Below are 12,302 nucleotides of genomic sequence, written 5' to 3'. Positions count from 1 at the left end.
CTCCTAGGGTTCGGTCGAAGGTGGGTACGTCGTCTCAGACGAGGCTCGCGCCCGAAGGGTTGTCGACGTGTCATGATTTTTCCGGCGGCTGGCACACCTGCTCGGCCTCGGCTCAGTCCTTGACGGTGACGGACTCGCACCCGCGGACGACGTCGCGCGGGTCCACCCGCTGCTCGTAGACCAGCCGGTCGACGCCGGGGCCGCACAGGACCTGGTCGGCCGCGCCGTCGGGCGCGGCGTACACCTCGTCGGCGCCGAAGCCGGTCTCGACACGGTCGACACCCGTGCCGGAACGCACCCAGTCGGCCCCACGACCGGTGACGATCAGGTCGTTCCCCGTCTGGCCGTCGACGTCGTCCCGTCCACGTCCACCGGACATGTAGTCGTTGCCGCGACCGCCGACCAGGTAGTCGTCGCCGTCCTCGCCGAAGAGGCGGTCGCCACCGTCACCGCCGACGGCGAGCTCCTTCAATCCCTGGGGTTCGACGCCCGGACCGAGGTGGATGACGTCGTTGCCGGCTCCGCCGAACACCTCGTCCGGACCGCCGAGGCCACGGATCCGGTCGTCGCCCTGGATGCCGCGGATCTCGTCGCGCCCCGACGTCCCCCGCAGGGTGTCGTCACCGCGGGTGCCCACGAGCTCGGCGGCACTCGCCGCGACCGCACCGCCGGCGAGGGCGAGGAGCGTGGCGGCCAGGGTCGGGGCGGTGCGTCGGAGGTGCGTGCCCCGGGGCGGGGACGACGGACCGACGGTCGAGGGCGTGCGGTGACGAGTGGACATGGTGGCCTCCTGAGCCGGATCGTGCGAGGACGGTTCACCCTCCAGACGGGGGGACGGACCCAGAGGTTGCCTGCTCGACTGCACAGGTTGATCCGGATCGTCCCGGTTCCAATCCCCGGTTTCGCCCACGTCTGCAGCCGTCCGCGGGTTGAATCCCACCCATCGGGGTGTGACGGGCACGTGTGGGCAGCAGGTCGCGCGCGGTCCGGTGCGCTCCGACGGCCGGTGGAGCGACTCGCTGGCGGGCAAAACGAGAACCTGTTCTAATGTGCTGACGCTGCGGTCTGACAACGGGGAGGTGGACGATGGCCCTCACGCTGACGTCTGCCCTCAAGGGGCCGGGCGAGGTCGCGGTGATGGTCGTCGAGGTCACCAAGCGCTTCGGGCGCCGACCCTTCCAGTGGGCCGAGTTCGTCGAGCAGGCGTGGTTCGTCCTGAGCGTGACCCTGATGCCCACGATCCTGGTCTCCGTGCCGTTCGGCGCGGTCATCTCGCTCCAGGTCGGCAACCTCACCGGTCAGCTCGGTGCCGAGTCCTTCGCCGGGGCCACCGCGGTGCTCGCCACGGTGCGTGAGGCGGCGCCGATCGCGGCGGCGCTCATCATCTCGGGGGCCGCCGGCTCGGCGATCTGCTCCGACCTCGGCGCCCGCAAGATCCGCGAGGAGATCGACGCCATGGAGGTCCTCGGCGTCGACCCGCTCTACCGTCTCGTCGTCCCGCGGGTCGCCGCCACGGTCTTCGTCTCGGTCCTGATCATCGGCATCGTCATCGCGGCCGGCATCGGGGGCGGCTACTTCTTCAACGTCATCGTCAGCGGCGGCTCGGCGGGCTCGTTCCTCGCCTCCTTCACCGCGCTCGCGACGCTCGCGGACCTGGTCATCGCGCTGGTCAAGGCCGCCATCTTCGGGTGGCTCGCCGCCATCGTCGGGTCCTACAAGGGGCTCTCGGCCGGGGGCGGCCCCTCCGGCGTCGGGCGTGCGGTCAACGAGGCGGTCATCGTCACCTTCATGCTGCTGTTCTTCATCAACGCCCTGATGACCGCGGTGTACTTCCAGGTCGTCCCGCAGCAGGGGCTGTGATGCGCTGATGTCCGCCCTGTCGTCGTTCGGAGCCGCCGTCATCAAGGGACGGCGCGACCGCCTCATGGAGTACGGCGACCAGCTGCTGTTCTACATCCGGGCCATCGCCTGGGCCCCGCGGGCGATCCGGCGCTACAAGCGCGAGATCCTCAACATCCTGGCCGACGTCGCCTTCGGCTCCGGCGGGCTGTCGATGATCGCCGGCACGGTCGGGGTCATCGCCTTCCTGGCCTTCTTCGCCGGCACCGAGGTCGGCCTGCAGGGCTACGCCTCGCTCAGCCAGATCGGCGTCTCGAAGTTCACCGCGTTCATCTCGGCCTACTTCAACACCCGCGAGGTGGCGCCCCTGGTCTCGGCGATCGCGCTGGCCGCCACCGTGGGGTGCGGCTACACCGCCCGCCTGGGCTCCATGCGCATCTCCGAGGAGATCGACGCCCTCGAGGTCATGGGCATCCCGTCGCTGCCGTTCCTGGTGACCACCCGGATGATCGCGGCGTTCCTGGCCGTGATCCCGCTCTACATCGTGGCGCTGTTCGCCTCCTACCTCTCGCCGCGCCTGATCACGGTGTTCATCTTCGGCCAGTCCGCGGGCACCTACGACCACTACTTCCTGGTCTTCCTGCCACCCCAGGACGTCTTCTACAGCTTCCTCAAGCTCATCGTGCTCGCGGTGCTGGTCATCCTCATCCACTGCTACTACGGCTACAGCGCCAGCGGGGGACCGGCCGGCGTCGGGCTCGCCGTGGGACGCGCCATCCGGACCTCGATCGTCACCATCGTGGTGGCCGACTTCTTCCTCAGCTTCGCCATCTGGGGCTCCACCACGACCGTCCGGATCACCGGGTGAGCGGGGTGGTCACGTGTTCGTGATGACGCGACGCGACAACGACCCGAAGGAGAACGCCCGCCTCATGGTGGCCGGCGTCGTCTTCATCGCCGTCTCCGCCCTGCTCATCGGGCTCTCCATCGCGATCTACACCAAGACCTTCTCGACCGTCACCACGGTGACGCTGGAGGCGGACCGGGCCGGCCTCCAGCTCGCGAAGTACGGCGACGTGCGCTACGACGGCGTCCTGGTCGGGCAGATCCGTGACATCGACCAGACCGGCGACCAGGCGGTCATCACGCTGGGGCTCGAGCCCGAGTCAGCCGAGGTCATCCCGTCGAACGTCGACGCCAGCATCCTGCCGACCACGCTGTTCGGCCGGAAGTTCGTCTCGCTGGTGCCGCCGAAGGACCCCGGACGGATGGGCGTCGAGGACGGCACCGTCATCCCGGCCGACCGCGTCTACACCACCGTCGAGCTGAGCACCGTGCTCACCCGGCTCTTCCCGCTGCTGCGCACCGTCCGCCCGGCGGACCTCAGCGCCACCCTCAACGCGCTCGCCGGTGCGCTCAACGGCCGCGGCGAGCAGGCCGGGGCCACCCTCGAGCAGTTCGACACCTACCTCGGCACGATGAACGAGTACCTCCCCACGCTCCAGGACGACCTGCGCCTGCTCGCCTCGGTCGCCGGCACCTACGACCTGGCCGCCCCCGACCTGGTGGAGGTCCTCGGCAACCTCACCGTCACCGCGCGCACCGTCACGAGCGAGAAGGACCAGCTGGCGGGCCTGCTGACCGACGTCACCGACCTCTCCGACGTCACCGCGCGCATCCTCGAGGACAACGAGGGCGACGCGATCCGGGCCGTGCGCACCTCGGAGCCGATCCTGTCGCTGCTCGACAAGTACTCCCCGGAGTACGAGTGCCTGCTGCGCGGCATCGCGGCGTACAAGCCGGTGCTGGCGAAGACCTTCGAGGGCGGCCTGGTCAAGCAGTACATCGAGTTCCCGACCACGCAGCGCCGCGGTTACGACCAGCGCGACCGCCCCGAGTACGCCGACACCCGCGGCCCGCGCTGCTACGGGCTGCCGAACAACTACCCCGAGCCCTGGCCCGGGCTCGACCTGCGCAACGGCACCGACCTGGACAGCAAGGCCGGCGCCGGCAACTCCTACTTCCCGGACGGCGCCGAGCCCGGACCGACGTTCCTGGCCGACCTCATCGAGGCGCTGTCGGGCCAGTCCACCCCGTTCAGCAGCGTGGACCCGACCAGCACCCGGAGCAACCGGGCCGCCACGACGTCGCTGCTCAGCCTCAGCACCGGCCGCAGCACCAGCGCGATCCCGGCCCTGTCGACGTACATGCTCGGGCCCATGGTGCGCACCGGGGAGGTGGCGACGCCGTGAGCGTCAACCGCCGCACGCTGATCGACGGCAGCAAGCTCGCCTTCTTCACCGTGATCTCCCTGATCGTCACCGGCACCCTGGTGGCGATCATGGGCAAGCTCGGCACCGGTCCCACCGAGACCTACTCCGCGGTCTTCTCCGACGCCAGCCTCATCCAGAAGGGCGACGACGTGCGCGTCGCCGGCGTCGTGCTCGGCAAGGTGCAGGGCGTCGAGATCGTCGACACCGACCGCGCCCAGGTCGAGTTCTCCGTCGCCGAGGACCTGCCGCTCACTGAGGCCACGCAGGTGGAGATCCGCTACCTCAACCTCGTCGGCGACCGCTACCTCGCGGTGGAGGAGGGGGACCCGGACGGTGCGGGCGAGGTGGCGGAGCTCGAGCCCGGCGCCACGATCCCGATGAGCCGCACCACGCCGGCGCTGAACCTGACCGCCCTCTACAACGGCTTCGCCCCGCTGTTCTCGGCGCTCGACCCGGCCGAGGTCAACGACCTCTCGCTCAACCTGGTCAAGGTGCTCCAAGGGGAGGGCGGCACGGTCGAGAGCCTCATGCAGGAGACCGCCTCGCTGACGACCGCCATCGCCAACCGCGACGAGCTCGTGGGCCAGACGATCTCCAACCTCGACGAGCTGCTCGGCACCGTCGACAGCCGGCACCGGGAGCTGACCCAGCTCATCAGCGAGCTGCGCCGCTGGGTGGGCGGCCTCGCCGAGGACCGCGTCCAGATCGGCCGCTCGGTGGTCAACATCGGCAACCTGACGCAGGTGCTGGCCGACCTGCTGCGCGACGGGCGCCCGCTCATCAAGCGTGACATCGCCCAGCTGCGGCGGCTGGCCGCCGTGCTCTCGCGCGACGACACCCGTGCGGTGCTGAACACGATCCTCACCAACCTGCCCGAGATGCTCGCCGACCAGACCCGCACCGGCACCTACGGCTCCTGGTACAACTACTTCGTCTGCGGCGCCAACGCCGACATCCAGCTGCCCGCCCCGCTGGTGCAGGAGCTGCCCGGGCTGCGGGACCTCGCGAACCAGCTGCGGACGATCAAGCTCAAGTCGGACGCCGAGAGGTGCTACCGATGAGGGGCCGCAGCGACGCCCAGGTCGCCCGGATCGGCCTGTACGCCGTCCTGGTCGCGGTGCTGCTGCTCGCCGCGGCGATGAACCTGCAGAAGTTCCCCGGCTTCCGCGGGGCCTCGTTCCAGGCCGAGTTCGGCGACGCCAGCGGACTGCACCGCGGCAACATGGTGCAGATCGCCGGCATCGACGTCGGCCGCATCAGCGAGGTCGAGCTGCGCGGGGAGTACGTCGTCGCCCACTTCACCCTCGACCCCGGCGTCGAGTTCGGCGCGGACAGCACCGCCGCCATCGAGGTGCTCAACCTGCTCGGCGAGAAGTACATCGACCTCACCCCGCTCGGCGAGGAGAAGGCCGAGCCGGGCAGCACCATCCCGCTGGAGCGCACCGACTCCAGCTACGACATCGTCCGGGTCTTCACCGAGCTCTCCGACACCACCGAGAGCATCGACATCCCGCAGCTGCAGGACGCGCTCACCAGCGTGGGCGACACCCTCAACCGCAGCAGCGACGAGGCCACCGCGACGTTCGAGGGCCTCAGCCGGCTGTCGACGACCATCGCGAGCCGCGACACCGAGATCGCGTCGCTGCTGCAGCGCGCCAACCGGGTCAGCACCCTGCTGGCCGACCGCAAGGGCGACGTGGTCCAGCTGATCCGCAAGGGCGAGCTGATCCTCTCGGAGCTGCGCAACCGCCGCGAGGCCATCCACCGGCTGCTGCTCAACACCGCCAGCCTGTCGCGCGAGCTGGGCGGGCTGGTCGACGACAACCAGGAGCAGATCGGCCCGATGCTCGCCGACCTGCGGACCGTCACCCAGACGCTGGTGCGCCGCGAGAAGGACGTGCAGGCCAGCATCCACAACCTCGGCCCCTACGTGCGGATCCTCTCCAACGTCATCGGCACCGGACCGTGGTTCGACGCCTACGCCTCGAACCTCGGCAACCTGGTCACCGGCCAGTTCACCCCGGAGGTCGACCGGTGAACGCCGTCACGAGCGGCTTCCGCCGCGTCCCCCGCCCGCTCGCGGCGGTCCTCGCCGGCCTGCTGGTCATCGGTCTCGTGGTGCTGCTGCGCCCCGGCGGCGGCACCCGCGAGGTCTCGGCCAGCTTCTCGCGGGCCGTGCAGATCTTCCCCGGCTCCGAGGTGCGGATCCTGGGCATCCCCGTCGGGGAGGTGACCGCGGTCATCCCCGAGGGCAGCACCGTGCGCGTCGAGATGGAGTACGACGACGACTACCAGGTCCCCGCCGACGCCCAGGCCGTGATCATCACCCCGACGCTGACCGCCGACCGGTTCGTCCAGCTGACCCCCGTCTACACCGACGGCCCCGAGCTCGAGGACGGCGACGAGATCGCCGTCGAGGACACCGGCACCCCCATCGAGCTGGACCGCATCTACCGCAGCCTCTCCGACCTCACCCGGGCGCTGGGCCCCAACGGCGTCAACCGCGACGGCACCCTCGACAACGTGCTCGGCGCGGGCGCGAAGTTCCTCGACGGCAACGGCAGGCGGATCAACACCACGGTGGTGAACCTGTCGAAGGCCGTGAAGGTCTTCGGCGACGGCAGCGGCGACCTCTTCGCGACCGTGCGCGGCCTGCAGGAGTTCTCCACGGCGCTGGCCGAGAACGACCAGGCCGTCGGTGCCTTCATGGAGGACCTCGGCGCGGTGTCGCAGCAGCTCGCCGGTGAGAAGGAGGAGCTGACCGCCGCGCTGTCCAACCTGGCCGGGGTGCTGGGCAAGGTGGAGCGCTTCGTGCGCGACAACCGCGAGCTGCTGGTCAAGGACATCGAGGACCTGACCCGCATCGTGCGCATCCTCGGCGACGAGTCCGACACCCTGCGCACCGTCCTCGACATCGCCCCGAGCTCGATCGGCAACCTCGCCGTGGCGTTCGACCCCAAGTCGGGCAGCATCGGGTCGCGGCTGACCTTCGAGGGCAACCGCCGCGACCTCGACGGCTTCCTGTGCGCCCTCGCCCGCCAGGGCGAGGTGGACCAGGCCGACCTCGCGTGCGAGCTCTTCGAGGCGCTCCTCGGACCCGTCCAGGACGGCGCCTCGGGCCCGGGCCTGCCGGAGCTGCCCGGCGACCTCGGCGACCTCGGTGGCCTCGGCGGCAACCTGCGCGACGGGCTGGGCGGCGGCTCGCTCGGTCGCTCCGCGCCGGGGGTCACCTACGGCTCGACCCGCTCCTCCTCCGACGACCTCCACGAGCTGCTGGGAGGTGCCGCATGAGCGCGCACGCCCCCCGTCGACGTACGGCGACCGCGGTCGTGGTGTCGCTGCTCGGCGCGCTGTCGCTGAGCGGCTGCGAGGCCTACGACCTGCCGCTGCCGGGCTCCCCGGTCGACGACGACAACTCGTTCACGGTCACCGCCGAGTTCCGCGACGTGCTCAACCTCGTGCCGCGCTCGCCGGTGAAGGTCAACGACGTGACGGTGGGCGAGGTCGTCGAGCTCGGCCGCGAGGGCTGGCACGCCACCGCGACGCTGCGCATCCAGGACGACGTCGAGCTGCCCGCCGACGTGTACGCCGACATCCGCCAGACCAGCCTGCTGGGCGAGAAGTACGTCGAGCTGGTGCCGGCCGAGCGTGGGGACGGGGGTGGTGGTGGGCGGCTCGGTGACGGCGACGTCCTGCCGCTCGAGCAGACCGGCCGCAACCCCGAGCTCGAGGAGGTCCTCGGGGCCCTGTCGCTGCTGCTCAACGGGGGCGGCGTCGGTCAGCTGGAGATCATCACCCGCGAGCTCAACGCCGTCTTCGACGGCCGCCAGGACCGGGTCCGCAGCGTGCTGCGCGAGCTCGACACCCTCGTCGGAGGCCTGGACGAGCAGAAGGAGGACATCATCTCGGCGCTGGAGTCGCTCAACGGGCTGGCCTCCACGCTCAACCGGGAGAAGCGCACGGTCGTCACCGCGCTCGACGAGCTCGGTCCCGCCGTCACCGTCCTGGCCGACCAGCACGACCAGCTGATCGCGATGCTCCGGGCGCTGGACCGGCTCGGCGTGGTCGGCACCCGCGTGGTCGGGGCCACCAAGGAGGACCTGCTGAAGTCGCTGCGGCACCTCGAGCCCATCGTCCGCGAGATCGCCGACGTCGACGACCAGATCCCCGAGGCGCTCGGGCTGCTCATCAGCTTCCCGTTCCCCATCGAGTCCAACGACATCGTCTACGGCGACTACGCCAACACTTCCATCGTCTTCAGCGCCGACCTCAACAACCTGTTCCAGAACCAGCAGCCCTCCGGCACCGACCTGCCGGAGCTGCCGGTCGACCCCGACGACCCGCTCGGCGGGCTGCCCCTCGACCCGGGCAACCCCCTCGGTGGGCTGCTCGGCGGCGGCAACGGCGGCGGTGGCGGTGGCGGTGGCGGAGATAACGGCGGCGGCGGCGGCCGTCTCGGCCTCCCGGGGGTGGGGGTGCGATGACCACCGGGATCAAGCGACGCCTCATCGCCTTCGTCGTGCTGAGCGCCGTCGGCATCGTCTACGCCAGCGCCAACTACCTCGGGCTCGTCGACCGCCTCCTCGGCCGCGGCTACACCGTGACCGCACTGCTCCCGGCCAGCGGCGGGCTCTACGAGGGCAGCGAGGTGACCTATCGGGGCGTGCAGATCGGCAAGGTCGCGGCGATGTCGCCCGACGACGACCGGGTGGCGGTCTCGCTCGCGCTGGAGGACGAGGCGAAGGTGCCGACCGACGCGGCGGTCTTCGTCCACAACGGCTCGGCGGTGGGGGAGCAGTACCTCGACTTCGAGCCGCCCGACGACGAGGGGCCCTACCTGGGCGACGGCGACACGATCGAGGGCGACCGCGACTCCCTGCCCACCGACGAGGGCGACCTGCTGGTCGACCTCGACCAGTTCGTCCGCTCCGTCGACAAGGGCAGCCTGCGCACCACCGTCGAGGAGCTCGGCCTGGCGTTCTCCGGCACCGGCCGGCCGCTGGGCGACCTGCTCGACAGCAGCTCGGAGCTCGTGACCGCGGCCCAGGAGAACCAGGACGCCACCATCGACCTGCTCACCGACGGCCGCACCGTGCTGCAGACCCAGCAGGACAACGCGGGCAGCATCCGCGACTTCGCCTCCGGCCTCGCCGAGGTCACCGGGGCGCTGCGGCGCAGCGACGACGACGTGCGCGCGGTCCTCCAGGGCGGTCCCGGGGCGGCCGCCCAGCTCGAGGGGCTGATGACCGACCTCGAGCCGACCTTCCCCGTCCTGCTCGGCAACCTCGTCACCGTCAACCAGGTCACGGTCGCCCGGCTCGCCTCGGTCGAGCAGCTGCTGGTCACCTACCCGGTGGTCATCGCCAGCGGCTTCACCGGCACGACCCGCGACGGCTTCGGGCACGTGCACCTCGAGTACACCAACGAGCCGCCCCCCTGCACGAAGGGCTACCTCCCGCCGAGCCGGTGGCGCTCGCCGTACAACACCAAGGACGCACCCATCTACCTCAAGGCCCGCTGCGCCTCGCCCTCGCCGTACACGAGCCGCGGCTCGAACTACGCCCCGGCGCCGCGCACCCGCTCCTACCGGGTGGCGCCGTACGACCCGCGCACCGGTAGCGTGCTCGGCAGCGATCAGGAGGTCGAGGTCAGCGGCCTGGGCGGCTCCCAGGGCCCGGCCGACGTCTACGGAGGCGATGCGTGGAAGTGGATGCTCCTCGGTCCCACCCTCGAGAAGTGACCGGCCCCGAGGCAGGGGGTCCGACGACCGCACAGCGCTCCCGCGGCTGGTGGGTGCGGGTCGGCCTCGCCGCGCTCCTGCCCGTGCTGGTCGCCGTCGGTCTCTACGTGTGGCAGGACCGCGAGCGCGACGCCGCGGTCGCCGCGGCGGCCGAGGACCGTGCGGCGCTGAACGCCGCCACCCTGCAGACGCTCAACTGGGCCTCGGTCGACTACCGCGACGTCGACGCCTTCGTGGCGAAGGTCGAGGCCGGTGCGACGGGCGACTTCGCGCGCCAGTTCGACGAGAGCGAGGAGGCGCTGCGCCAGCTCATCGAGAGCAACGAGTCGGTCCAGGTGCCCACCATCCCGCAGGGCGGCGCCGGGCTGCTCGAACGGCGCGACGACGAGGCCCGCGTGCTGATCGTCATGGACGCCCAGGTCACCAACACCAGCGCCGAGACGCCGCAGCCGCGTCAGTACCGCCTCCAGGTCACCGTGTCGAAGGTTGACGGCCGGTGGCTGACCAGCCAGCTGGAGTTCATCGATGAGCAGGCCTGAGACCCCGCCGGGCGTGACCGGCTTCGAGGGCGTCGGACCCGGCGACGGGGGAGGCGCGGACGCCGACCTCGGCGACGGCGCCACCAAGGCGTGCCCCTACTGCGCCGAGACGATCCGGGTCGCGGCGATCAAGTGCCGCTGGTGCCAGAGCGACCTGACCGCGGCGGCGGCGCCCGGAGCCGCCCCCGCGGCGGCCCCGTCCGCGAAGAGCCGCGTGCGGCGCCGGAGCCCCCGGCCGGCCCGGACCGCGGCACGGGCGACCGGGTCGGGCACCGCGCAGGCAGCGGGGACGCCCGAGGCGGAAGCCGGTACGGCGACCGCGGGCCGGCCGTCCACGTCACGCGCACGTCTGACGGGTCGGCCCCGGGCCGTGCTGCTCGCGGTAGTGGCGCTGAGCCTCGTCGTCACGCTGGTCCTCGGCGCGCTCGCCGTGCTTGCGTGGCGCGACGCGTTCGAGCGCGAGGCCTCGGGCGAGGCCGGCCGGGCCGCGCGGGCGACGGTGCCCGGCCACCTGGAGCGGCTGCTGAGCTACGACTACACGACCTTCGAGGAGGACCTCGACGCGGCGTCGGCGCTGATGACCGACTCCTTCGCCGAGGAGTACCTCCCCACCGTGGAGACCATCCGGGACCGGGCGCTCGAGCAGGAGCGGACCCAGGAGGCGACCGTGGTGGCCGTCTCGGTCGTCTCCGAGACGCCGGACGAGGTGGAGACGCTGGTCTTCCTCAACCGCACGACGTACACGGCGGACTCGCCGCGGCAACGGATCCTGCAGGACCGCGCCAACGTCACCGTCGTGCGCGACGGCGACGGTGAGTGGCTCATCGACGACATCACCTTCCCGACCGCCTGACAGGCTGGACCCGGCTCCCGCCCCGGGAGCCCGGGGAACGAGCGAGGAGTGACGTGGAGCCGATCGTCGTGGTGGGAGCCGGACTGTCCGGGGTGACCTGTGCCCGCGCCGTGGCGGCCGCCGGGCTGCCGGTGACGGTGCTCGAGCGCAGCCGGAAGCCCGGGGGCCGGATGGCGAGCCGGCTCGTCGAGGGTCGGCGGGTCGACCTCGGCGCGTCGTACCTCACCGTCGCCGACGACCGCTTCGCGGCCGTCGTCGACCGGTGGCGTGACGCGGGGCTGGCCCGGCCGTGGACGGACACCTTCGACGCCCGCGACGAGGACGGCGCCTGGCAGCCGAAGCCGGGCCCGCTGCGGTGGGGCGCCCCGCAGGGGCTGCGCTCGCTGGTCGAGCACGAGGCGGCGGGGCTCAAGGTCCGGACGGCCACCGTGACGCGGGTGGACCGCGTCGACGGCGGGCTCCGGGTGGACGACGTCTCCGCCCCCGCGGTGGTGCTGGCCATGCCCGACCCGCAGGCCCGACGGCTCCTCGGACCGGGTCTCGCCGACGTCGCGGAGCAGCTCGACGACCCCTTCGAGCCGATCCTGGCGCTGACGGCGGTCTGGGACGAGCGCACGTGGGACCTCGACGGCGCGTTCGTCAACGGCAGCGACGTCCTCGGCTGGGTCGCCGACGACGGACGCCGTCGCGGCGACGGAGCCCCGGTGCTCGTCGCCCACTCCACCCCCGACCTGGCCCGGGGCCACCTCGAGGACCCCGCCGCGGCCGGGCCGGCGCTGGTGGCCGAGCTCCGCGCGGTCCTGGACCTCGACGAGCCCCGGCACACCGAGGTGAACCGGTGGACCTTCGCCAAGCCGACCGGCAGCAGGGAGCGCACCTTCCTGCTCGACGACGGCCTCGGTGTCTGCGGCGACGCGTGGTCGGCGACCGCCAAGGTGGAGAGCGCCTTCCTGTCCGGGCGGGAGCTCGGCGAGGCGCTGGTCGCCCGGTTCGCCTGATCGCCGCCCCGGGTGCGTCGCGTCCGGCCCGACGACCGGCACCCCGTGGTAGGAAGAAGC

Annotated in this window: 12 protein-coding genes; 11 read left to right on the top strand and 1 reads right to left on the bottom strand. The window is 71.7% G+C overall.

The genetic code is table 11. From position 1 onward, the window contains the following. Positions 1 to 112: 112 nt before the first annotated feature. Complete coding sequence (locus G7072_RS10525; protein WP_166086130.1) at positions 113 to 781, bottom strand: calcium-binding protein; 669 nt, start codon at positions 779 to 781, stop codon at positions 113 to 115. 305 nt (positions 782 to 1,086) lie between these two features. Here G7072_RS10525 and G7072_RS10520 point away from each other — a divergent pair, with 305 nt between their 5' ends. From G7072_RS10520 to G7072_RS10470, 11 genes are all read left to right on the top strand, one after another. After that, on the top strand, positions 1,087 to 1,860 hold the full coding sequence (locus G7072_RS10520; RefSeq protein WP_166086128.1) for an ABC transporter permease: 774 nt from the start codon (positions 1,087 to 1,089) through the stop codon (positions 1,858 to 1,860). A 64-nt stretch (positions 1,861 to 1,924) separates the two neighbouring features. After that, positions 1,925 to 2,707 (top strand): ABC transporter permease, encoded by a 783-nt coding sequence (locus G7072_RS10515; RefSeq protein ID WP_346766230.1) that lies wholly within the window; start codon positions 1,925 to 1,927, stop codon positions 2,705 to 2,707. A 22-nt stretch (positions 2,708 to 2,729) separates the two neighbouring features. Then, entirely contained in the window at positions 2,730 to 4,091 is a 1,362-nt protein-coding gene (locus G7072_RS10510) for an MCE family protein (RefSeq protein ID WP_166086124.1), read from the top strand. Further along, positions 4,088 to 5,173, top strand: coding sequence for an MCE family protein (locus tag G7072_RS10505; protein WP_166086122.1), 1,086 nt, complete (start codon positions 4,088 to 4,090; stop codon positions 5,171 to 5,173). Before G7072_RS10510 ends, G7072_RS10505 begins: the two co-directional genes overlap by 4 nt. Beyond that, a complete protein-coding gene (locus tag G7072_RS10500; RefSeq protein WP_166086120.1) occupies positions 5,170 to 6,150 on the top strand; it encodes an MCE family protein in 981 nt (326 codons plus the stop codon). The genes G7072_RS10505 and G7072_RS10500 overlap by 4 nt, the downstream gene beginning before the upstream one ends. Then, positions 6,147 to 7,403 (top strand): MCE family protein, encoded by a 1,257-nt coding sequence (locus tag G7072_RS10495; RefSeq protein WP_166086118.1) that lies wholly within the window; start codon positions 6,147 to 6,149, stop codon positions 7,401 to 7,403. Before G7072_RS10500 ends, G7072_RS10495 begins: the two co-directional genes overlap by 4 nt. Then, positions 7,400 to 8,596, top strand: a complete 1,197-nt coding sequence (locus G7072_RS10490; protein ID WP_206063077.1) for an MCE family protein — start codon at positions 7,400 to 7,402, stop codon at positions 8,594 to 8,596. The genes G7072_RS10495 and G7072_RS10490 overlap by 4 nt, the downstream gene beginning before the upstream one ends. After that, on the top strand, positions 8,593 to 9,852 hold the full coding sequence (locus G7072_RS10485) for an MlaD family protein (RefSeq protein ID WP_166086115.1): 1,260 nt from the start codon (positions 8,593 to 8,595) through the stop codon (positions 9,850 to 9,852). Before G7072_RS10490 ends, G7072_RS10485 begins: the two co-directional genes overlap by 4 nt. Then, positions 9,849 to 10,391, top strand: coding sequence for a hypothetical protein (locus tag G7072_RS10480; protein WP_166086113.1), 543 nt, complete (start codon positions 9,849 to 9,851; stop codon positions 10,389 to 10,391). The genes G7072_RS10485 and G7072_RS10480 overlap by 4 nt, the downstream gene beginning before the upstream one ends. Then, on the top strand, positions 10,378 to 11,244 hold the full coding sequence (locus tag G7072_RS19775; protein WP_206063076.1) for a hypothetical protein: 867 nt from the start codon (positions 10,378 to 10,380) through the stop codon (positions 11,242 to 11,244). Before G7072_RS10480 ends, G7072_RS19775 begins: the two co-directional genes overlap by 14 nt. A gap of 53 nt (positions 11,245 to 11,297) precedes the next feature. Next, positions 11,298 to 12,242 (top strand): FAD-dependent oxidoreductase, encoded by a 945-nt coding sequence (locus G7072_RS10470; RefSeq protein ID WP_166086111.1) that lies wholly within the window; start codon positions 11,298 to 11,300, stop codon positions 12,240 to 12,242. The last annotated feature ends 60 nt before the right edge of the window (positions 12,243 to 12,302 follow it).

The sequence above is a fragment of the Nocardioides sp. HDW12B genome (genome assembly GCF_011299595.1).
Classification (GTDB): Bacteria; Actinomycetota; Actinomycetes; order Propionibacteriales; family Nocardioidaceae; genus Marmoricola_A.
Note: the sequence above shows the minus strand (reverse complement) of the source record. Positions and strands in the feature narration are given on the sequence as shown.

Excerpts from the sequence above, each read along its gene's own strand:
- G7072_RS10525 (WP_166086130.1), bottom strand. The coding sequence starts at position 781 with ATGTCCACTCGTCACCGCACGCCCTCGACCGTCGGTCCGTCGTCCCCG.
- G7072_RS10520 (WP_166086128.1), top strand. The coding sequence starts at position 1,087 with ATGGCCCTCACGCTGACGTCTGCCCTCAAGGGGCCGGGCGAGGTCGCG.
- G7072_RS10515 (WP_346766230.1), top strand. The coding sequence starts at position 1,925 with ATGGAGTACGGCGACCAGCTGCTGTTCTACATCCGGGCCATCGCCTGG.
- G7072_RS10510 (WP_166086124.1), top strand. The coding sequence starts at position 2,730 with ATGACGCGACGCGACAACGACCCGAAGGAGAACGCCCGCCTCATGGTG.
- G7072_RS10500 (WP_166086120.1), top strand. The coding sequence starts at position 5,170 with ATGAGGGGCCGCAGCGACGCCCAGGTCGCCCGGATCGGCCTGTACGCC.
- G7072_RS10490 (WP_206063077.1), top strand. The coding sequence starts at position 7,400 with ATGAGCGCGCACGCCCCCCGTCGACGTACGGCGACCGCGGTCGTGGTG.
- G7072_RS10485 (WP_166086115.1), top strand. The coding sequence starts at position 8,593 with ATGACCACCGGGATCAAGCGACGCCTCATCGCCTTCGTCGTGCTGAGC.
- G7072_RS19775 (WP_206063076.1), top strand. The coding sequence starts at position 10,378 with ATGAGCAGGCCTGAGACCCCGCCGGGCGTGACCGGCTTCGAGGGCGTC.